The following is a 22,293-nucleotide window of genomic DNA, read 5'->3' on the forward strand; positions in this document are numbered from 1 at the left end:
AAAAAGTTGAACATGGCGTTTATTAACAATGCTATATTCAATATGTTTTTTCTCATTTATTAATACCTTAGCCTTCTGTATTTTATATTATTTATCCCCTGTGATTGTGCGATGCACAAATCAGCGATGCGCCATATTATATGAATTTTAAAATGGTTCAATAATTAGCTGGTATCTTTTTTTGAAACCACTGTTGCTATTATTTCTCTATTATTCAAAAGAGTTTTTTACGCACATCTGTTTGCATCAAAGGCATAATCAGGAAAACCCATACTACAAAAACAAGTAAACATAAAATAAACATTGCACTGGCCAATGGTTTTAAAGTGGCTGTTGAAAAGTGGCTAATAATAAAGCTACCTAAGGCGGAACATGAGAAGTACAAAAACAGCGATGCGGAGGATGCGATGCTAATCGTTTGTTGGTGGTTTTTGACAACGCCAACATTAAATATAGTAAGGATAAAGCCACTACCAAAGAAGAAAATAACCATGCTGATCACAAAAAGCATAAGATTAGGTGTGAAAAATAGACTGATAATCAAAACGCCGGCAATCAGTGAAGCAATGGCTCCTATTCCCATAATCGCTTCTAATGAGTAGCGTTTTAACAATAAGCCGGCACCGAGGATACCAAACCAACTAACCATTGACATGATGCTGACAAAGTAGCCATATGCAGTGGGGGAGAAGTGATATGTTTGCATCATAAGAAGCGGCGAAGCTGTATCAAAAGCGGATTCGCCAGCTACGACAAAAATAGTACATAAAATAAAGGCTAAAAATGATCTTTCTTTGATGACGTAAAAATAGTAACGAAATATATGACTCACTTTAAATGTTGATTTATGTGTGGTTTTTTTGGTTTCAGGTAAGAGTAGGTAGGAAAAAATGCCAATGATTAGCGTGTAAATCATAATAATTGCAAAAGGCAAGCGATAACTATCAAAGCGTGTGAGATAACCACCGAAAATAGGTAATAAAGTAATGATAATACAGGCTAAAATCATAATGACACTAAAAATGCGAGCAGCTTTTTTATCTTGGTATAGATCGTTAATCATGGTCCTTCCCATCAGTACTGTTGCACTAACGCCAAGACCTTGAAACATACGGCAAATCAGTAGCATTTCCATATTTCCTACAAAAAGGCTAACAAAACTTGCAGCTGCAATCATGAAAATCCCGATAAGCATGATTTTTCTTCGTCCGATAATTTCAGCAGCTGAGCCAAAAACCAGCATTCCAGCAGCTTTGCAGATATAAAAAATTGAGATCACATATTGGGTTAGTAATGCTGATGCAGTAAAGTCATGCTTAATCAATGGTAAAAAGGGCATAAAAAAGTAAACATTTAAATTGCCTAAAAACCAGGTTAATAAGACAAAAGATAATACACGAACATGTTTAGTTGGCATGGATAAGTCTGATAATAGTTTTGATAATGATTCTCAATAGATGGCATTGTGCAATATATCAAACTCAATTTACATAGAAATTAATTCAACAGTCATATCGAATAAGTCGCTTATAAATTATTGCATTTTCCGGTTAGAATCCATCGCTCAATTGATATTAATTTTCATTATTAAAAAGCACGGAGGGGTAATTGAATATCCAATGTAAATTATTAGCTAAAATAGTTGGTATTGTGATAATGGGTATACTTTTATTATGTCGTATCTCTTATTCCGACATACAGGATGAGGCAATTGCTGAGAATACGATTGTGCAAAATGGGAATAAAAACCCAAAAGCAGATCCGTCCATTTTATTATCAAACAAATATATTCAGGATTTAAAACTTGATTTCTACCTATTTTTAATTGGTGGTTTAAATCGAGTCAATGGTTCAGATGTGTGGACACATTATGGAGAAATGCCAGATACAAAATTTTATGTTGATTTAAAGCTCCTTAATGCGTTGACTTTTCACTCTTTAACCAAGTATATTTCAACGCCTACTCCTGTAACGCATACAATAGATTTCACTGAGAACTATTTCACAACAAAACCACTAAATGCTAAGTATTGGGTTTTGTTTGGTAAGAAATGGTTAGATTTTAGCAGTTTTAAATCGGAGCTGTATATTAGCCCAATTACTAAAAAACTTGGGCATATTAATCAATATACAATACTGGCTGCTGCAGACTATGACCATATGCAACTAAGTGGCTATATCTTTGCGCCGAAAAATACGCTAAACAATCATAAATATTTAGGATATGGCTTAGATGTTAAATATCATCAGTCGCATTTCTTAGTAGGTGCAAGCTTTATCAATTCATTGTCTGATCAAATCTTATTACAATATAACTTTGGAACGGGTGGTTTTATCTCTCAGACGTCAATACATAAAAAAGTTCCAGCTGCATCGATTTATAGTAATTTTAATTACAATGGTTGGTATGTTTATGATGCCATTATCTCAGCATTAACACCATTTTCTACTGATGATCTAAGCTACAATCATGCAGGAGCGAGACCTTTAGCTTTGAGCGTTGAGTTTGGCAAACACTTCAATTTTTTTAAGCAGTCCATGATTGCAGTTGGACGTTTGGAGTATACAAAAGACATGTTGTATACATTGGTGCCAAAATACCAGGCAACAGTTGCTCTAGTAGACACCATTACCCCTTATATACAAGTGCAAGTGCAAACAAGCTATGCCAAAGCATATGGGCATTCAGATCAAGCATATCAAGCATCAACGAATAAAACCATTGTTGGCTCCGGCAAGGGCTCTTTAGGTATCTTAGGTTCACTCACTTTAAGATTTTAATGCATAGGTTACTGCTTATCAGTCCTAGATTTTTTATCTAAAACAACGTAGAATTCAACCTTAGTTCTTCAGGGCGGGGTGAAATTCCCCACCGGTGGTAAATTTTAATGCAATCATTAGAAAAGCCCACGAGCGCTTTGATATTCTAATCATTTTACGATAGCTATAAATGTCAAAGGTCAGCAGATCTGGTGAGACGCCAGAGCCGACGGTCATAGTCCGGATGAAAGAAGAAGTAATATGACATTAGCTGTGTAAAAAGTAAATGTAGCATATTTTAGAATGTTGAATGTTGAATGTTGAATGTTGAATGTTGAATGTTGAATGTTGAATGTTGAATGTTGAATGTTGAACTCATTCTTGATGCTTCCTTTTGCATGTGTTTATTTCTTTTGCTTGTCCCTGAAATTAAGTAGATTAATAAAAGGGTGATTGTTACAAGTGTTTCAAGCAGATTATTTTTATATGTCTCAAGCGTTAATGCTGGCGAAGCGTGGGGCTTTGAGCGTCTCCCCTAATCCAATGGTCGGTTGTGTCATTGTGAAAAATGGCCAAATTATTGGTGAAGGTTGGCATCGTTTTGCTGGAGATAAGCATGCGGAGATTTATGCCTTAGATCAAGCAGGGGATAATGCACAGGGGGCGACGGTTTATGTTACCCTTGAGCCATGTTGTCATATTGGCAGAACAGGTGCATGTACTGAGCGTTTGATCAAAGCACAAGTAGCCAAAGTAGTTATTGCTAGTATTGATCCCAATCCACAAGTAGCAGGTAAAGGTATTAGGCGTTTACAACAAGCGAATGTTGTTGTTGAAACAGGACTCATGTGTGATCAAGCAATTGCGGTCAATAAAATATTTTTTCATTATCACCAATATAAGCGCCCATATGTTATTGCTAAATGGGGTATGTCACTAGATGGTCAGATGGTTACTCACCCTTTAGATAGCAAACAAATCACTGATAAAGCATCACAGCAACAAGTGCATAATCTACGCAATAAAGTGGATGCAATTATGATTGGTAGTCAAACACTTATCAACGACAATCCTAAGCTTACAGTCAGATGCTCAGATGCGAAGCTGATTAAACAGCCACTGCGTATTGTGTTATCGAAAACCGCTCAATTACCACTTGATGCAAGTCTTTTTAATGACGGTGTTGCTAAGAGTATTGTGATCACCAGTAACTTGGCTGATAAACAACAACTTAAGAATCTACAAAATAAAGGCGTTGAGTGCATAGAAGTACCACTTAATCATGGCGAAATCGATCTTAAAGAGGCATTAAAAATACTGGCTCAAAGAGGGATTACCAGTGTGTTGGTTGAGGGCGGCAGAACAGTACTTAATGCTTTTTTTGAGGCACAGTTGGTTGATGAGGTACAAAGCTATATCGCGCCATTGGTGATTGCTCAGTTTAATCAAAAGAAATTTATCAATATTGAAGAAAATGGATTCTTGAATGAGGATTATTACTGTATAGGGAAAATAAAAAAACTAGGAAAAGAGCAGGAAACGCGAGGTAATTATGTTTAGTGGTATTGTACAAGAAGTTGCAGTGGTAGATTCTGTTTTGGGGCATAAGCTCATTACATTGATTATTCGTTCAGCGCAATTATCAAGTTGTAAAATAGGGGATAGTATTGCCATCAATGGTGTATGCCTAACCATTGTTGATTTGGATAAAGTCAATGGGCTAGTTAGTTTTGAGGTTGTGCCTGAAACGTTGCGTAAAACAACTTTGGGGCAGCTAGTTGTAGGATCTCAAGTGAATTTTGAATTGTCATTGCGCTTGAATGATTTTATTGGTGGGCACATGGTGCAAGGACACGTTGATGGTATTGGTGAAATAAAGTTCATTAAACCTGAGGATAGAGCTTGGCTTGTCGCTATTTCTGCACCCGCGGAGATATTAAGATATCTAGTGAATAAAGGATTTATCACTATTGATGGTATGAGTATTACCGTAATTGAGGTGAATGATGATTGTTTTACAGTCACTTTCATTCCACATACGATTGATGCCACGATTGTTAAAAATTATCAAGTGGGCACCAAGGTAAATCTTGAGGCGGACCCCATTGGTAAACATATTCATCATTATATGGAGAAAATACAGCATGTTTCAAAGAATTAAAGCACGCGTTGAAGCGGCAGTTAATGCCTTAAAACAGGGCAAAAGTATTATTGTAACCGATGATGAAGATCGTGAGAATGAAGGTGATTTGATTTTCCCAGGTCAATTAGCCAATGCTGAGAATATTAATTTAATGTTACAACATGCCAGCGGTATCGTCTGTTTGGCGATGTCAAAAGCGCATGCGAAACGCTTGCAATTAAATCCAATGGTGCCGGCAGATTTAAACACAAGTCAGTTTACTACACCCTTTACCATCACTATTGAAGCCAAAGAGGGGGTGACTACCGGTGTATCCGCTAAAGATCGTGCGCATACTATTCAAGTGGCTTCAAACCCTGAAGTTGATCCAAATGACATTAGTCGCCCGGGACATATTTTCCCATTAGTTGCTAATGATTATGGTGTATTAGGACGCCAAGGGCATACTGAGGCAAGCGTTGATTTGGTAAAAATGGCAGGCTTTCATCCTGTGGCAGTTCTGTGTGAGTTAATGAATAAAGATGGCAGTATGATGAAAGGTGAAGAGATTGAGCGCTTTGCTTTGGAGTATGATTTGCCAATATTAAGCATTGCAGAGCTGCGCTTATATCGTTTAGCGACTGAAAAAGTTATTACAAAAGCTGTAAGTAGTATCATTCCATTTCGTCAATATGGTGAGCTTCAGATGAGTGTTTTTATCGATCCGGTAACACAAAGTGAAATCAAGGTGATGAGCAAAGACATTGCGGATAATCCGTTAGTACGTATTCATTCTTCTTGTATTACTGGGGATTTGTTTGGTTCATTAAAGTGTGATTGTCAGTCACAACTGCATCATGCATTGCATGAGATTTCTAAGCATGGTGGAATTTTAATTTATCTTGAGCAAGAGGGGCGCAACGTTGGGCTTGTCAATAAGCTCAAAGCGTATGAGCTGCAGCGAACAGAACATATGGATACGATCGAAGCCAATAAAGCGCTTAATCTGCCCGTTGATAATCGTCGTTATGATCATGCGGTGCAAGTACTTAAATATTATGATATAAAGTCATGCCAATTGTTATCAAATAACCCTGAAAAGGTGCAAGCTTTGCAAAAAGCCGATATTGCTGTGCAAGTTTTAGTATCAGAGTCTGATGTGCACGAATATAACAAAGGATATTTACAAACCAAAAAACAACGACTAAACCATAGCATAAAAGGAGTATAAAGATGCCAAAGATTGCGATTGTTGTCAGTGAATTTAATGCGTTAATTACCGATAAGTTGCTGGCAGGTGCGCTTGAAGAGGCGCAAAACCAGGAGATAAAAACGCCAAAAGTTTACAAAGTACCGGGAGCAGTGGAATTACCTTATGCTGCAAAGCAGCTAGCTAAGACCAAAAAGTATGATGCAATTGTGCTATTAGGGTGTGTTATTCGCGGACAGACTGATCATTATGATTACGTATGTATGCAAGTATCACAAGGCACACAAGAAGTGATGATGACTTATGATTTGCCTGTGATTTTTGGTGTGTTAACAACGCATAACAAAGACCAAGCATTAGCGCGCGTTGGTGGCGAGAAAGGACATAAAGGTAAGTATGCTCTAAAAGCCGCACTGGATATGATCAAGCTTAAAAAAGACATTGGCGCTTAACCCATAAATTTGAGTTATTTCCTCACTATATGTAATGAACTGCAAACATAAATCGATGGATTGTAATCATCCGTGAATTTTGGATCAAATTATTTGCACTATAATTTTGGTTTGGATCACTTTAAATGCGACTGGAGATTTCAGTACTCGATAAACGAACGTTTATTTTATGGTCTAAAATGAGTGATTTATTACTATGGAAAAAAGCTCAATAAGTCGTTGCAATATTCTACGCATGATTTATTGTCGAATTTAAGTTATAGGAATTGCCTATATGTTGTTTATAAGCTACAATTAAACCATGAAACATATACGCATATATAAAACTCCAGATGGCAAAGAACCATTTAATACTTGGCTTGAAAACATTAAAGATAAAATCACTAAAGCTAGAATACGTAGACGAATTGATCGTCTATATTTAGGCAATGAAGGTGATCATAAGCATGTTGGCAATGGAGTATTTGAACTGAGATTAGCTTTTGGGTCTGGATACCGAGTGTACTATGCTAAAGAAGCTGATATCACCTATATTTTATTGCTAGGTGGAGATAAGAAAACTCAATCTAATGATATTAATTTAGCTCATAAATATTGGCTTGAACTAAAATTAGGAGGTCATTATGAATAACTATATCTCACAAAACACAACAGATTATCATGCAAACCTAATTCAAAGTTTACATGATAAAAATGAAGCTACAGCTTATTTAGAAGTCGCACTTGAAGAATATGAAGATGATGGTGATAGTCAAGCCTTTATGCTTGCACTTAAAAATGTTGTTGAGGCGCAAGGTGGGATAGGACATCTATCAAAAAAAACTGGATTAGATAGAGCTCACCTATATAGGGTCTTGTCCAGTAAAGGAAACCCAAGATTTATAACACTTGGCAATATATTGAAAGCATTAGGTTTTAAGTTATCAGTAAATGCTTTATAACTTTCCATTAACTCTACTCATAAATGAAAAAATATCTAGGCTAATGAATACCTTTTTAATCAGGTTTGAAGTAAATTTATAGTCGCAAATAATTTGGTCCAAAATTCACGGATGATCACAATCCATTACAGTTAGGAGCTTATCCAGCGAATAAATTGCCGTAGCAAAAGGAATGACCTGTACTTCATTGTCATAATAGGTTCGATCTCCACCATATAGCATAATACACTTTGCCATGGGGTAATCCTTTTTAAAAAGATATAATCCTTTAAAATCCTGGGGTGTAAGTTTGGCTTTGCGCTTAATTTCAATCGCATATAAGCCCCTCTCGCCATATAAAACAAAATCAACTTCTTGTTGTGTGCGTGTTCGCCAATAGTAAAATTCATAGCCCCAGAAAAAATAATCATTCAATGCTTTAGCCTGTTGAAAAAATAAAGTTTCAAAGGCTGCACCTGAGAGCTCTTCTTCAGAATCAAGCACTCCCTTGGGACGAATGGCACGATATATGCCAGTATCAAAATAATAAAATTTAGGTTGTGTTATGACATCACGTTTTGCGCGATGTGTGAAGACAGGTAATCGATAAGCGATGAGTAAATCCTCAAGAATATCAAAAAAATTACGTACACTTTGATGGTTGCTACCAATTTCACGTGCAATATTGCTATAGTTAATCGTCTCACCTTGCGAAAAACTCGCCGTTTGTAAAAATTTTGTGAAAAGAGATAAACTTCTGGTTAATGCCTCTTGTTGAACTTCTTCTTTTAAATAAGTTTGTATATAACTTTTAAGAAAGTGTTCTGGATTATTAACGCTATAAGTCATGGGAAGTGTTCCATATTTTATAGAAAAGGCTAAGTCAAAGTCATTTGAAAGTTCAGTAGCAGTTAATGGGTGCATATGATAGGTTAAGGCTCGCCCTGCTAAAAGATTAACTCCTTTTTTGCGTAGGGCACGAGCACTAGAGCCTGTGAGTATAAAGCGGTGATCTTGATGCTCAATCAGGCGATGTACTTCATTAAGCAGATTCGGAATTTTCTGAACTTCATCAATAATAACCCAATCGTTATAGGCTTTAGGAATTTTGCGCGATAATGCCTTTGGGTCGCCAAGTAGCTCAGTGTAAGTTGCATCATCCAGTAAATCCAAATAAATAGCAGAAGGAAATGTGTTTTTTAACCAATGCGTTTTTCCTGTGCCTCGAGGTCCAAATAAGAAAACACTTGCTTTCATTTCGGTATCAATGGTGAGTAATCTCTTATACATTATGATTGATAACATTAGACTAACATAGATGAATGGTATCAGATGAAATGTGTAAATTGCAAACTTAGTNNCAAACTAAGTTTGCAATTTAACGCATGATACCTTGGTAAGTGTTACTATTTACCCAAGTGTATTACCGTCTCCTGAGCGGAATCGAAGGGTAAGGATAAAACAACAAATGACTTTGACTGGCGCTCAGGCAATGCTTATTGAATATATTTCATTATTTTTTAGATTTAAAACTCATCAAGATCAAAATTACTGCGCCAATACAGATAGCGGAATCTGCGATATTAAAAGCTGGCCAATGATAATTGTTGATATGAAAATCAAGAAAGTCAACAACGTAGCCGTGGATCATGCGATCATACACATTACCTAAAGCGCCACCTAAAATAAGTGACAAAGCACAGGCGGTTAGGTTTTTAGTTTTAGACAAACGTGCCAACCATACCAAGATCACAATAATAACAATCAGTGCAATGGCAGAAAGTAATATCAATTGCCATGCCGTCTTGGCATTGCTTAAAAAGCTAAATGCTGCACCATAATTATGCAATAAGGTTAAGTTAAAAAAGGGCAAAATTTCAACGGGTTGACCATAAATTAAAGTCTGAGAAGCCAGGTATTTAGTGCCAAGATCAATAATAATGACAATAATACTTAAAATAACCCAACGCAGCTGATTATTACGTAAACTCACGTAGTTCTCCTTGGGCAGTGGTGATGTTCTCAACACATCTGCTGCAAATATCAGGATATTCACTGTGACTACCAACATCCTCGCGTCGATGCCAGCAGCGCTCACATTTTTGAGCATTTGACTTCTCGATCACAATGCTTAAGCCTGTAATGCTTGAGTCATGAGCAAACTCAGGCTTTTCAGCTAATGGTTTGATATGTGCATCTGAAACAATCAAGGCAAAACGCAGCTCATCTTTTAGCTTGGCTAATTGCGCTAATAGTGTGTCATTAGCATAAAGTGTAATATTAGCCTCAAGAGAGGCACCTAACACACCCTCAGCACGCTTGGCTTCAAGTAGCTTGTTACACTCAGTACGTACCTCTTGAATCGTTTGCCAAAATGGAAGATCAAGTGCATTTGATTGAGGCATTTGGGCTAAACCTTGATACCATTCACAAGTAACAAAAGGTACCTTTTCACCTGGAATTGCCTCATAGATCTCATCAGCAGTAAAGCATAAAATGGGGGATATCCAGCGCACTAAAGCGTGAATGATGTGATACATTGCTGTTTGTGCTGACTTACGTGCTAACCCATTGGCTTTTGCTGTATATTGACGATCTTTAATCACATCAAGATAAAAGCTACCCATATCAATCGAGCAAAAATGATGAATTTGTTGTGCGACAACGTGGAAATTATATTCATTATAAGCATGAATAATTTTCTGTTGCACCTCGTCTGCTTTGGCAATTGCCCATTGATCAAGTGCGACTAATTGATCAAAGTCAACTAAATCAGTTTGCGGATTAAAGCCATCTAGATTGGATAATAAAAAGCGCGCAGTATTACGTAAACGACGATAAGTATCAGCATTGCGTTTTAGAATCTCATCAGATACAGTCATCTCAGTGCGATAATCAGTGGCTGCAACCCATAGTCGTAAGATATCAGCCCCTAGTGTATTGATCACATCCTGTGGTGAGACAACATTGCCAATGGATTTTGACATCTTCTTACCATGGGCATCAACGGTAAAACCATGTGTTAATACTTGCTTATATGGTGCTTGATCGCGACGTGCTAAGCTTGTAAGTAGTGAAGTTTGAAACCAGCCACGATGTTGATCAGATCCCTCAAGATATAAATCAGCAGGGAATTTTAAGTCTTTATGATGTTCAAGTACACAAGCATTAGAGCTTCCTGAATCAAACCAGACATCAAGCGTGTCGGTTACGCGTTGATAGGTATCGGTTTCATCGATGAATTGACTGTCATCAGCATCAAACCAAGCCTCAACACCACCTTTTTCAATGGCGTTTGCTACTTTTTCAATGATCTCTTGTGTTTTGGGGTGTAGTTCTTCTGTTTCTTTGTGAATATAAAGAGGGATTGGCACACCCCATGTGCGTTGACGTGAGATACACCAGTCAGGACGATCATGCATCATCGCTTCGATACGACTTTGCCCCCAGCTAGGCACCCATTTGACTTCTTTGATAGTTTCTTCAGCACGTGTACGTAAATTATTTTTTTCCATACTAATAAACCACTGTGGTGTAGCGCGGAAAATAAGTGGTGTTTTATGACGCCAGCAGTGTGGGTAGCTGTGCTCTATTGTACTTGAACTAAAAAGGGTATGATGTTGTGCTAAGACATCAATGATGTGCTCATTTGCTGTAAAGACAAATTCATTAGCAAAAATCTCAACGTTGCTATGATAGCAGCCATCATTGTTTACTGGGTTGTCTACAGGAAGGTTGTATAACTTGCTTAAAGCAAACTCTTCAGGACCATGAGCTGGGGCCGTATGAACAAGACCAGTACCCGTATCAACAGCAACATGATCAGCATGTATGATTGGTACAATACGATTATAAAATGGATGATGTGCTTTTAAGTAAGTTAACTGATCGCCTGAAACACTCGCTAGGATGTGATATTCTTCAATACCAACGCGTTGCATAATAGACTCAGTAAGCTCAGTTGCAACAATGATATATTGATCATGATTGAAATTCACCACGGCATAGCTGATTTCGTTATGTACGGAAATCGCTTGGTTAGCAGGTAACGTCCATGGGGTTGTCGTCCAAATAACGACAGATGTGTTTTCAGGTAAAGTTTCTAAACCAAAGCGTTCAGCCCAAGCATTAGGGTCAACAATTGCAAATTTGACATCAATGGCATGAGAAATTTTATTTTTGTATTCAACTTCTGCTTCAGCTAAAGCAGAACCACAATCACAACACCAATGAACGGGTTTAAAGCCTTTGGTTAGATGTCCATTGGAAATAATTTTTCCTAAGGTCCTGACCATATTTGCTTCGTAATCAAAATGCATTGTAAGATACGGATTATCCCAGTCGCCTAGAATGCCTAAGCGTTTGAAATCAACTGCTTGACGTTCAACTTGCTTAGCTGCATATTTACGGCATTCTTTACGAAAAGCATTTGCATCAATTTTAACCCCAGCCTTGCCGTGCTTTTTCTCTACTTGCAGCTCGATTGGTAAGCCATGACAATCCCATACAGGGACAAAAGGTGCATCAAAGCCTGAGAGTGTTTTTGATCGCACAACCATGTCTTTTAAAATCTTATTGACTGCATGCCCAACATGAATGTCACCGTTAGCATAAGGGGGACCATCATGTAGAATAAACTTATCCCTGCCGGCAAAGTGCTTACGAATGTGTTGGTAAGCCTCATCACTATACCATTTTTTTAAGCGCATTGGTTCTTTTTGCGCAAGGTTTGCCTTCATTGAAAATGATGTTTTCGGCAAGTTTAATGTGCTTTTATAATCTGCCATGTTTTACCCTTTAACCCATTATTTTTATTGTATTTCAACATCCCATTAGCCAACGGCTGCTAGGGTGTTCTTTAAAGTTTCTGTTTTTTAAACAGTGTGAAACGCTAATTTCTTTTTCTCTTTATATCTTTACCGTATGTTGTTCAAGCCATGCAAGTGCTGCAACTTTATCATCATTAATTTGTGTTTTGAGTGCCTCAAAATTTGCAAATTTTTTCTCGCTACGCACAAAATGCAAAAACTCAATCGTAACATATTGCCCGTATAAGTCATGTGTAAAATCAAAAATATGTGTCTCTAATAAACGTAATCTGCCGCCAACTGTTGGGCGAATACCAATATTGGCAATGCCATGATATTTTTTGTTATGCACATGGACGTTCACAATATAAACTCCTGAGACAACAACTGCTGTTGGCATCGGAATATTAATCGTTGGAAAGCCAATTTTACGTCCATTTTGATCGCCATGATGGACACGACCACTTAATGAATAGTTATGTCCTAAGAAGTGTATTGCTTCTTTAAACGCCCCATTGCTCAGAAGCTGACGAATATGGCTACTGCTAATACGGATATTCTCTAGTGTATAGGACGGTAGACTTTCTACCGTAAAGCCATACTTTAGCCCTAAATCTTGTAGTAACTTAAAATCACCTTGGCGTTGGTAACCAAAACGAAAATCATCACCGATAATCACATGTTTGGCATTAAGCCCAGCCACAAGGATTGTTTTTACAAACGCTTCCGCTGATAGAATGGCAAGCTTTTGGTTAAACTGTAAACATAGCACTTTATCGATATTTAATGCTTTAAACGCTTGAATCTTGTCACGAAAAGGTGTGATGCGCAAAGGTGCTGCTTCTTTTAAAAAGAACTCTTTGGGTTGAGGTTCAAATGTCACTACTGTGGCTTTAGCTGCCTTCATTTTAGCAAGTTGTTGCACATGTTTAATAATATACTGATGTCCCAGATGCATGCCATCAAAATTACCGATAGTAACAATGCTTGGCATCTGATCTGTATTATTGTGTAAATCTGCAAATCGTAACAGCTGCATGTTAAGTTTATTTATGCCTAATTAATCGCTTTGGTGCACAGCAAAGCGAGGTGTTAAAAACTGTCAAGCATTGTATACCACCCGCAAACCATTTTACAGTATTTATTGCTTGCTTATTGGAGCGAATTGAATCAAATTAATCGATCATGCCAAACGCTTTCAACACATCGAAAATTAACATTTGTCTGTTTGATGTTTTAATGCCATTTCTTTTAATTCAACATGATGACAAAACTATTCATTACGGATCAGGGTGCACAAAAAGAATATTATCAAGATTAATGTTCATAAAGGCACATTCGCTGATTGCTTGTGCATTAATGTCCATATGAATCTTAACATTGCGTAGTGCAATAAACTTGCCACTGGTTTCACTATTGATATGATCAGTTAAACGTACGCCAACTCGGACAGATATTTCGCCTTTAACAATGTACTTGTTAGTATAAATTGTTACAGCTATGAAGTCGCGCGCGCTATTTTTAGAATCTGCAGCATTATAGTAAAAGGGCATTGTTTCATCCTTGATTCAACTTGAAGTAACTAGAGTATAGAATATTGTGACAAAAAAGCGAGTCTAGCCAAACCAGCGGCTAAAAAATCCAGCACGTTCAATCGTATTATTGGCATACATTGGAATTTCAGTAACTTGATATTCACCAGCGCTAATGACAAGCATGCCAACTTTCTGTCCTTTGGTGATTGGTGCTTTAAGCCCAGGCAGTAGCACAATTTTCTGACTTAAGTGATTAATAAAGGATTTAGGAATCGTTTTGGTAATACTATTTTTTCCAATCACTACAAGTTTGGCATCTTTAGGGGCATCGATAATAGGTGTATCATCCAATGGAATTACCGTACCTTTGTGATAAAGCACTTGATCAACAAATTTACTAAAGCCAAAATTTAGTAGCTTCTCGGATTCTTGTTCACGTACATAGGTACTAGGGGCGCCTAGAATGATACTAATATATCGTTGATCATTTTGCTTGGCAGAGGCAACAAGGTTATAACCTGCCTTTTCGGTATAACCTGTTTTGATACCATCGGCTCCCTCAAAAGTACGCAGTAATTTATTGCGATTATGTTGAATAATACCATTGTATGTAAAGGTCTTTTCAGAGTAGAGCTTATAAACTTCTGGATAATGTTCAATAAAGCTGCGTGCTAGAATCGCCATATCATAAGCGGTTGTATATTGATTATCTCCGGGTAATCCATCAACCGTGGCAAAGTTAGTATCCTTCATACCAAGTGCTTTAGCAGTTTTATTCATAAGATTAACGAAGTTGCTGTCAGAGCCTGCAATAAACTCAGCCAAAGCAACGGTAGCATCATTACCTGATTGGATAATCATCCCCTTTAATAAATCATCGACACTAACACGAGAACCTTGATTGATAAACATTTTAGAGCCGGGTGTTTTTGCTGCATTTTCGCTTATCTTAATCTGCTGATCTAACTTAAGTGTTCCTTGTTTAAGCTCGCCTGCAATAATATAAGCGGCCATTATTTTGGTAAGACTCGCTGGTGCATGCCTTTGATGTATATTGTGACCAGCAATGATGTCACCGGTTTCAAAATCCATTAACAACCAGCTGACAGCATTGAGTTGAATAGGGTGTGGTTTAATAATAACAACAGGCGGACTGCCTAGTGTATTAGCCACTGAAAGTGACGGCGTATTAACAAGAACCAACGTGGCAAGAAAGGTACCTAAAAATATCTTCTTAAAGTGCGTTAACTGCATACATATATTTCCATTATTCGTAACAATGCTCAAAAGATAGCAATGCGCTTTAGCTATTTCAAGCAGTTATAGCGAGAGCTTATTTTGGTTTAGTTGTTTTTGTGGGTGAGGAGTTTACTTTTTTAGTAGAGGCCTTGTTATCTTTACTATTTGACGTTTGAGACGTTTTGGCTGCTTTTTCTGCTTGTATCTTCTCTTGTGCTAGCATGTTTGCTTTGATTTTATCTAAGGTTGGTTTGATATCAGCATATGCTTTATTGATTTCACTGTTAAACTCACCCTGGCTTTGTGCTTTTAGCACAGAGGATACTTTTTTCTCAAGCTCAGCTAAAGGCATGTTACGTGCTTCTGCTGGCATAATATCTAAGCCAATAGATTGATACAGTTTAGATAATGCTTCATGCGCACGCGCTAAGGTTACGTCTTTGTCAAACTGTGCAGAAATCGCTTCTATTCCACGACGAATGGTGATTTGCTCATTACCTTGATTGGCTTTTTCAAGCTTTTCAGCATGTTCAAAGAGTGACATTGAAACTTTGGCCTCTTGTACTGCATAATGTGCATCTTCTTGCCATAGTAGGTAATTAGTGTATGCAATACGTACTTGTGTTAATACTGTAATCGTTGTGGCAATTTGTTTTAACTGTTCAAAACTATGTGTTTGGTTGGCAAGACTTATAGCATATGGTCCTGTTAATACGGTTTGAATAAGGTTAAGTGATGCCCCGATATTGCCACCCCACCAATATTGGTTTCTCATAAATTCATTATTAGTGGCATTATAACCAAAGGTGAAATCAACACCTGGTAGCATGTTAATAATCGCAGCCTGAATGCCTTTTTTAGCAATCTCTGCTTGATAGGAAGCTTGACGTAGTTCAGGGCGATAAATCAGTGCTAAGGTGTCCATTTTCTCAAATTGTGGATTAATATTTGGTAGCTCTGCAAGATCTGTACCAGGATTGGTTAGCTCAAATTTGCTGTCAGGAGAAGCATTCATTAAACGTGCTAGATTTGCTTTTGCATCAGCAATTTGCGCATTTAATTGATTGATTTTTCGAATAGCTTTGATCAATACCTGTTGATAATCAAGCTCTATTTGCGGTGTATTGGCTTTTTTGCTTGCAGCTTCTTTTGAACGTTTGAGTGCTAACTCTGCTTTTTCTTTAAAATGAGTAACTTCGCTAATCATTGTTTGTGCTGTCCATGCTTTCCAATAGGCAGAAACAACTTCTTGGATGAGTTGTTGAGTGATCTTGCGACGCTCTTCCTCGGCAATCATCACACGATTTGCTTGTTGTTGTGCTCTGGTATAGCTTAATCCAAGATCTAATAAGCTCCATTGTAAACCATAAGACTGGTTAATAACCTCACGTGGCGTGAAACTCTGTTCGCCTGAAACTACCTGACCATTTGAGTTAACTAAGTTCTGAATCAAGTCATTATTTCGAAAACTGTAGTCAACACCAGCATTAAGAGCCGGTAACATTTCCATATAAGCAGCCTTTAAATTACCTGATTCAAGCATGAGCTGCGCTTGCTGTACCTTATGATCAAGATTGTATTTTAGTGTACGCGCAATTGCTTCTGATAGGGTAATTCGATGATTGATTGGCTGTTGTGACTTAAGCGCTTCATGTAATCCTTTATATGTGTTGTTAAGTTGCGTTTCATGATCAACTGCTTTTGGGGTGATGCTACAGCCAGCCATAATCAGTGCGCCAAATATCACAGGTAGTAGCTTTACTGGTCGAGTTAGTTTGTTTTTAGTTTGATTATTCATAATGCTCTCCATTCATTGATGTCGAATGCGGGGGTATAAGTTTTGCTTAAATAGAAAGCTAGTTGATAATTTTTAAAAAGCAAATATTTGGCGAATAAAATTAGATTTAGTTATGTGTTATATACTTATCTATCAGCTATTGGAGCGGGAAACGAGGTTCGAACTCGCGACCCCAACCTTGGCAAGGTTGTGCTCTACCACTGAGCTATTCCCGCGTGAATATGGCGCACCCGGAAGGATTCGAACCTCCGACCGCCTGGTTCGTAGCCAGGTACTCTATCCAGCTGAGCTACGGGTGCGTATTGATTTTTCAACTGTTTCGTGAAAACGAGGTGCATGATAGTGCTTTGCAGCACACCTGTCAACGTCAAAATAAGGATAAGTTAAAAATATTTCGCTCTGAAATTAAAGGCTGTTTTATTGCTGATCAGTGCTGCTTATACTTGGGTCACTAAACGCAGCTCATTGAATACTTTGGTCATAATGTTAAGCGCTTGAGTTAGTTCATGATCGCTGATATTCAAGGGACTTAATAAGCGTAAGACATGCTTATGACTGCCTGCACTTAGTAAAATTAGCCCATGATTTAAGGATCGATCAATAAAATGCTTGAGTGCTTTTGGGTTAGGTTGATTGTTGTGATTGATAAACTCAACACCAATCATTGCACCAAGCCCTCTGATATCACCAATAAAGTCGCAAGATTTTTTATGTTCATTGAAAAACGCACATAATACTTGACCCAGTTGCGTCGCTTTATCAGCAAGTGCTTCTTCTTTAAATATCTCTAAAGAGGCAAGTGCGGCAGCACATGCAATGGGGCTGCCTGAGTTAGTTCCACCCAAGGAAGCTCTGGGCATATCCGTAAGAAGTGTTTTTCTAATGGTTAGTGCACTTAAGGGTAAACCAGCAGCCAGTGATTTGCCCATCACCAAAATATCTGGAGCACAATGATAATGCTCTATGCCAAAGAGCTTACCCGTGCGACAAAAACCACTTTGAACTTCATCAGCAATCATGACAATGCCATGCTCACTGCATAGGTGACGCAAATATTGCATTGCTTCAATGCTCGCAGGGATAAATCCACCTTCGCCAAGCTCAGGCTCAATGATGATTGCAGCAATATCCTCTAAAGCAACTTGATTAGCCACTAAATCATTCAAGGATGATTTAAAGACATCAAGGTCGCACTGCATATCAGGGTATGGTAGGCGATAAATATTATTAAAAAGCGTACCAAAACCATGTTTGTAAGGTTTAACTTTAGCAGTCAGTGACATGCTCATAAATGTGCGCCCATGAAAAGCACCATCAAAGCAAAGCACTGCTTGGCGTTTTGTGGCAAAGCGCGCAATTTTGATTGCATTCTCAACGGCTTCAGCACCACTATTGCAAAGCATTGTCTGCTTCTCAAAGCTGCCAGGTGTTAGCGTGTTTAACGCTTGTGCAAGTTCTAAATAAGGCATATGGATCATTACATGAAAGCAGGGTTGAATAAACTCATGTGCTTGTTTAGTAATAGCTTCAACAACCTTAGGGTGATTATGCCCAATATTCATAGCCCCTATACCTGCGGCAAAATCAATATAGGTTTTATCATTAACATCGGTTAATGTTGCACCTTGTGCCTTTTTAACACAAAGCTTCGTGTTATTGCCAAGGGCTTGAGGCACTGCACTTTCGCGTAGTTGCCATAATGATTCGTTATTCATCATACCCCTCGATTATGCATTGACGTTGGTGCTTTCAAAGATCTTGTCCGCAGAAGCAGCAACAAATCCTTGATAAAGCTTGCCGGTGTGATCAGGATAGCGTTTAGCAAATTCATAATAACAGCATGGAATCTCCTTTGTGCCTTCGCTAAAGTCGACCTTAATCATGCCTGATTTAGTACTGGATTGTTCCAGTAAGTCGCGTGGCGTGCCTTTGATTTCACCTCCTGAATTATTTAAATCAAAACCGTGCTTTTTAAGGAAAGTATTCACTTCATGTACTTCATTAAACTGATCTAATGCATTGATAAAAACAGTAAAGTGATTTGCTCTAAAGCCAAAGACATAAAACCATGCTGCATATTCGGATTCACTTAATAATGTTTGGTAAATCTTATGACTTGGTTTGCCCCAAGAGTTGCCAGATAAGAGTAATTTCTCAGGATGATCAAGTAGTGTTTGAGGAATTTGATCAATACATGATTTAATCGTCTTTTGTGCAAAGGAGCTTAATTTCTCAAGAAGCAGTTGGCTGATAAAAATTTTAGGTTGTGTCGCGTCTTTATATTCATAATGCTTGGCAAAAAGTTTTTTCTCTGTAAAGTGGTAGTCCCCATTTTCAAAATAGCCTTCGGCAATAAAAGGTTTTGCCAAAACTTGAAGATTAATACGAGGATCATTAATCGTGCGTAGTGCGATGTGATCATTAATAACTTGTGCATTATGATCACAAAAAAGATCATAGATTTTTTGCACATGCGGATTAGTGTCAACGTACTGTTGCCATAAATCCTCTAAAATGATGATATGTGACATAGTTGTTCTCCTACTCTCCAAGCGAAAATTTAATGCCTTGTGCAAGTGGCAAATCTTTGCTCCAATTCATGGTAACGGTTTGGCGACGCATATATGCTTTCCAAGCATCAGAGCCAGCTTCACGCCCACCACCTGTATGCTTCTCGCCACCAAAGGCACCTCCTATTTCAGCGCCTGATGTACCAATATTAACATTAGCAATCCCACAATCACTACCTGCATAGGACAAAAACTTTTCAGAATGATCTATGCGCTGGGTGAAAATGGCCGATGATAAGCCGTGGTCAACTTGGTTGTTGATCTCAATTGCGTGCTCAATATTATCAAATGGCATCACAAATAAGATAGGGCAGAAGTTTTCTTGATTCACAATATCCCAATCAGGTTTGGCTTCGATTAATGTAGGCTCAACATAGTTGCCTGGTTTGTTAATCACATTGCCACCGAAAAGAACATTACCACCTAACTCTTTAGCGCGAGCAACTGCTTTTTGATAAATACCTACAAGATTCTGATCGATCAAAGGTCCCATAAGGTTCTTGGTATCTAGTGGATCACCGACAGTGATTTGTTTATATGCATTTTGCAGACGCTTAACAACATCTTGATAGATGTTTTTGTGTACTAATAAACGACGCAATGAAGTGCAGCGTTGTCCGGCAGTTCCAACAGCACCAAAGACAACAGCAGGGATTGCCAATTTTAAATCAGCAGATTCGTCAATAATCGCGGCATTATTACCACCTAATTCAAGCAATGATTTACCAAAACGCTTGGCAACGCGTGCGCCAACGTCGCGTCCCACGGCAGTGGAGCCGGTGAAAGATAAAAGTGCTACGCGCTCATCGGCAACGAGTGCTTTAGAGACATCAACACTCTTTGAAACCACAGATGTAAAAACATTCGGGAAGTTATGTGCTTTAGTGACGCGATCACAAATCTCTTGAATTGCTAATGCGCAAAGTGGGGTTTTTGGTGAAGGGTTCCAAACAACCGTATTACCACAGATTGCTGCAATAAAGGCATTCCATGACCAGACAGCAACAGGGAAGTTATATGCTGAGATGACACCGACAACACCAAGTGGATGCCACTGCTCAAACATGCGGTGATCTGGGCGCTCTGAATGCATTGATTTACCATAAAGCATGCGCGCTTGACCAACAGCAAAATCAGCCATATCGATCATCTCTTGAACTTCGCCATCACCTTCTTGCTTGGATTTACCCATTTCAAGTGATACCAGGCTACCTAATTGGTCTTTATGCTTTCTTAATTCCTCACCGATTAAACGCACTAATTCAGCGCGTTGTGGCGCTGGAATCTTACGCCATTTTATAAAAGCTTGTTGTGCTTCGGTAATCGTTTGCTGAAGATGTGGAACACCTAAGCTTGGAACTTTGGCTAAGAGTTCATTATTTGCTGGGTTAAAGCTTTCGATATATTCACCGGTGTTATGTTTAGCTGCATATTGTGTTAGTTGCTCTGTGTAGCTTATCATGCAAGTCATTGTATTATATTCTCCATTTATTTAATTTAGGTCATTTAGTAATGATGTATCAAGCTAGTGCCTCTCCCTTTGTGGGATCGCTCGTGCAGCTTTTGCTGCACGGGTGAGGGTAATTAATACTTAACTTATTCTTAACTCATTATTTAGATATATTCTCTTTTACTTGGATTGGCACCAAGTTCGGGCTTTGGGTTATCAGCGCAATGATCTAAAAAGTTATAACGATAATAGTGTCCAAAGCGATTATCCATCATCTGTGTTAGGCTAATATCCTCTTGTTTGGCAAAGCCGGTTTTAAAATGCGCTTGTTTTAACGCAAGATCAATCGTAACACATAAACCGCATGCCGTTGTTAATTGCAAAGCACTCCATTTTTGTCCAAAGGCTTCTTGTGAATGATATTTCTTGGCAAAATGGCGTTCACTGTACACACCATTAATTGTGCCTTCAACAGAGACATACACGAGCACAACATCATCTTCAACGCGTGGAATGGCATTATTAAAGATTTCACATAATAGTTCTTGTTTGTCTTTGAGTTTAAGATCGTTTATTAAAAAGCGTAATTTTTCACAATGTCCTGGGTAACGTATGCTTTTGTAATTGATGTTGCGTACTTTGCCCTTGTAGGTATCTTTTAATGAGCCAATACCGCCTGAAGTATTAAATGCCTCATAAGTTAACCCGTCAACTTTGATGGTTTCAAGATCAGCCAGAGGTTCAATCGTGACATTTTTGAAGTCTTCAATGGCCTCACATGGTTTCACATACTCATTGATTAACCCTTCTGTTGACCAAGTCAGTGCATATTGCAATGGATGGCTGATATTAACAGGTAGGGCTCCTACGCGCATTTTGACCGTTTCTACTTCATCAAAAAGTTTAACAAGATCATTAGTCACAACACTGATGAATCCGGGTGCTAGACCACATTGAGGGGCAAAGACCTTGTTGCTGTTTTGTGCAAGAGACTCAACATACTTAGTCGTCTCTACATCTTCGGTTAGATCAAAATAATGGGTGTCACATGCTTTCGCCATTTCCGCGACTTTCTTGGTTAAAAAGTATGGCAAAGCAGCAGCTAGAGCCGTAATATTATGTTGTTTGATATAGGCTTTAACATTGTCTTTTTTCGTAATATCTAATATGCAGTGCGTTAAATGGTGCATATGTTTGCCAAGCTGTAGAGGCTTTCTATCGGCTTGAATGTCAGCAATATGCACGTGATAGTCGCCACTTGATGCAAGCATTGCACCGGTTAAAAGTCCAACTCTGCCACTACCAAATATCAGTACATTGATCATCATTATCCTCCGTTTTACTGTGCTTACCTTAATGATTAAAAGTAAGCTATATTGATTTTCTGGTTAATAAATTTCGCTCAAGAACGTCGATTTCGCTAAAATAG

At 38.2% G+C, this 22,293-nt stretch carries 19 protein-coding genes, 2 tRNA genes and 1 riboswitch; of the genes, 7 read left to right on the forward strand and 14 right to left on the reverse strand.

What is annotated here, in order from left to right; genetic code table 11:
* Positions 1-214 precede the first annotated feature (214 nt).
* On the reverse strand, positions 215-1,417 hold the full coding sequence (locus DNK85_RS00005) for an MFS transporter (protein ID WP_119327540.1): 1,203 nt from the start codon (positions 1,415-1,417) through the stop codon (positions 215-217).
* 191 nt (positions 1,418-1,608) lie between these two features.
* On the opposite strand from DNK85_RS00005, the gene DNK85_RS00010 reads away from it, so the two are divergent.
* From DNK85_RS00010 to DNK85_RS00045, 7 genes are all read left to right on the forward strand, one after another.
* Positions 1,609-2,781, forward strand: coding sequence for an LbtU family siderophore porin (locus DNK85_RS00010; RefSeq protein WP_162896426.1), 1,173 nt, complete (start codon positions 1,609-1,611; stop codon positions 2,779-2,781).
* 60 nt (positions 2,782-2,841) lie between these two features.
* Positions 2,842-3,020, forward strand: a riboswitch (FMN riboswitch).
* A 226-nt stretch (positions 3,021-3,246) separates the two neighbouring features.
* Entirely contained in the window at positions 3,247-4,320 is a 1,074-nt protein-coding gene (gene ribD / locus DNK85_RS00020; protein WP_119327542.1) for a bifunctional diaminohydroxyphosphoribosylaminopyrimidine deaminase/5-amino-6-(5-phosphoribosylamino)uracil reductase RibD, read from the forward strand.
* Complete coding sequence (locus tag DNK85_RS00025) at positions 4,313-4,921, forward strand: riboflavin synthase (RefSeq protein ID WP_119327543.1); 609 nt, start codon at positions 4,313-4,315, stop codon at positions 4,919-4,921. The genes ribD and DNK85_RS00025 overlap by 8 nt, the downstream gene beginning before the upstream one ends.
* Positions 4,905-6,113, forward strand: a complete 1,209-nt coding sequence (ribB, locus tag DNK85_RS00030) for a 3,4-dihydroxy-2-butanone-4-phosphate synthase (protein ID WP_119327544.1) — start codon at positions 4,905-4,907, stop codon at positions 6,111-6,113. The genes DNK85_RS00025 and ribB overlap by 17 nt, the downstream gene beginning before the upstream one ends.
* A 2-nt stretch (positions 6,114-6,115) precedes the next feature.
* Complete coding sequence (gene ribH, locus DNK85_RS00035; protein ID WP_119327545.1) at positions 6,116-6,544, forward strand: 6,7-dimethyl-8-ribityllumazine synthase; 429 nt, start codon at positions 6,116-6,118, stop codon at positions 6,542-6,544.
* A 301-nt stretch (positions 6,545-6,845) separates the two neighbouring features.
* On the forward strand, positions 6,846-7,175 hold the full coding sequence (locus DNK85_RS00040; RefSeq protein ID WP_119327546.1) for a type II toxin-antitoxin system RelE/ParE family toxin: 330 nt from the start codon (positions 6,846-6,848) through the stop codon (positions 7,173-7,175).
* Positions 7,168-7,485 (forward strand): addiction module antidote protein, encoded by a 318-nt coding sequence (locus DNK85_RS00045; RefSeq protein ID WP_119327547.1) that lies wholly within the window; start codon positions 7,168-7,170, stop codon positions 7,483-7,485. The genes DNK85_RS00040 and DNK85_RS00045 overlap by 8 nt, the downstream gene beginning before the upstream one ends.
* Positions 7,486-7,590: 105 nt before the next feature.
* Here the strand turns inward: DNK85_RS00045 and DNK85_RS00050 are convergent.
* The 13 genes from DNK85_RS00050 to DNK85_RS00110 form a co-directional block, all read right to left on the reverse strand.
* Positions 7,591-8,823, reverse strand: a 1,233-nt coding sequence (locus DNK85_RS00050) for an ATP-binding protein (protein WP_235842330.1), incomplete at its 5' end; no start/stop codon positions are given.
* A gap of 154 nt (positions 8,824-8,977) precedes the next feature.
* Complete coding sequence (gene lspA / locus DNK85_RS00055) at positions 8,978-9,457, reverse strand: signal peptidase II (RefSeq protein WP_119327549.1); 480 nt, start codon at positions 9,455-9,457, stop codon at positions 8,978-8,980.
* Complete coding sequence (gene ileS, locus DNK85_RS00060; protein WP_119327550.1) at positions 9,444-12,251, reverse strand: isoleucine--tRNA ligase; 2,808 nt, start codon at positions 12,249-12,251, stop codon at positions 9,444-9,446. Before ileS ends, lspA begins: the two co-directional genes overlap by 14 nt.
* A 121-nt stretch (positions 12,252-12,372) precedes the next feature.
* Positions 12,373-13,311 carry a bifunctional riboflavin kinase/FAD synthetase gene (gene ribF, locus DNK85_RS00065; RefSeq protein WP_119327551.1) on the reverse strand — a complete coding sequence of 313 codons (939 nt, stop codon included), beginning with the start codon at positions 13,309-13,311 and terminating at the stop codon, positions 12,373-12,375.
* Positions 13,312-13,552: 241 nt separating this feature from the next.
* On the reverse strand, positions 13,553-13,825 hold the full coding sequence (locus DNK85_RS00070) for a DUF6812 domain-containing protein (RefSeq protein ID WP_119327552.1): 273 nt from the start codon (positions 13,823-13,825) through the stop codon (positions 13,553-13,555).
* Positions 13,826-13,888: 63 nt separating this feature from the next.
* Entirely contained in the window at positions 13,889-15,061 is a 1,173-nt protein-coding gene (locus tag DNK85_RS00075) for a D-alanyl-D-alanine carboxypeptidase family protein (protein WP_119327553.1), read from the reverse strand.
* A 79-nt stretch (positions 15,062-15,140) separates the two neighbouring features.
* Complete coding sequence (locus tag DNK85_RS00080; RefSeq protein WP_162896427.1) at positions 15,141-16,844, reverse strand: TolC family protein; 1,704 nt, start codon at positions 16,842-16,844, stop codon at positions 15,141-15,143.
* 140 nt (positions 16,845-16,984) lie between these two features.
* Positions 16,985-17,059 (reverse strand) — tRNA-Gly (locus DNK85_RS00085).
* A 7-nt stretch (positions 17,060-17,066) separates the two neighbouring features.
* A tRNA-Arg gene (locus tag DNK85_RS00090) sits at positions 17,067-17,143 on the reverse strand.
* 138 nt (positions 17,144-17,281) lie between these two features.
* On the reverse strand, positions 17,282-18,559 hold the full coding sequence (locus DNK85_RS00095) for an aspartate aminotransferase family protein (RefSeq protein WP_162896428.1): 1,278 nt from the start codon (positions 18,557-18,559) through the stop codon (positions 17,282-17,284).
* Between the two features lie 12 nt (positions 18,560-18,571).
* Entirely contained in the window at positions 18,572-19,375 is an 804-nt protein-coding gene (locus tag DNK85_RS00100; protein ID WP_119327556.1) for a DUF1338 domain-containing protein, read from the reverse strand.
* A gap of 10 nt (positions 19,376-19,385) precedes the next feature.
* Complete coding sequence (gene amaB, locus DNK85_RS00105; protein ID WP_162896429.1) at positions 19,386-20,876, reverse strand: L-piperidine-6-carboxylate dehydrogenase; 1,491 nt, start codon at positions 20,874-20,876, stop codon at positions 19,386-19,388.
* A 152-nt stretch (positions 20,877-21,028) separates the two neighbouring features.
* Positions 21,029-22,192, reverse strand: a complete 1,164-nt coding sequence (locus DNK85_RS00110; RefSeq protein WP_235842331.1) for a saccharopine dehydrogenase family protein — start codon at positions 22,190-22,192, stop codon at positions 21,029-21,031.
* Positions 22,193-22,293 lie beyond the last annotated feature (101 nt).

The organism is Cysteiniphilum halobium (genome assembly GCF_003574425.1).
Classification (GTDB): domain Bacteria; phylum Pseudomonadota; class Gammaproteobacteria; order Francisellales; family Francisellaceae; genus Caedibacter; species Caedibacter halobius.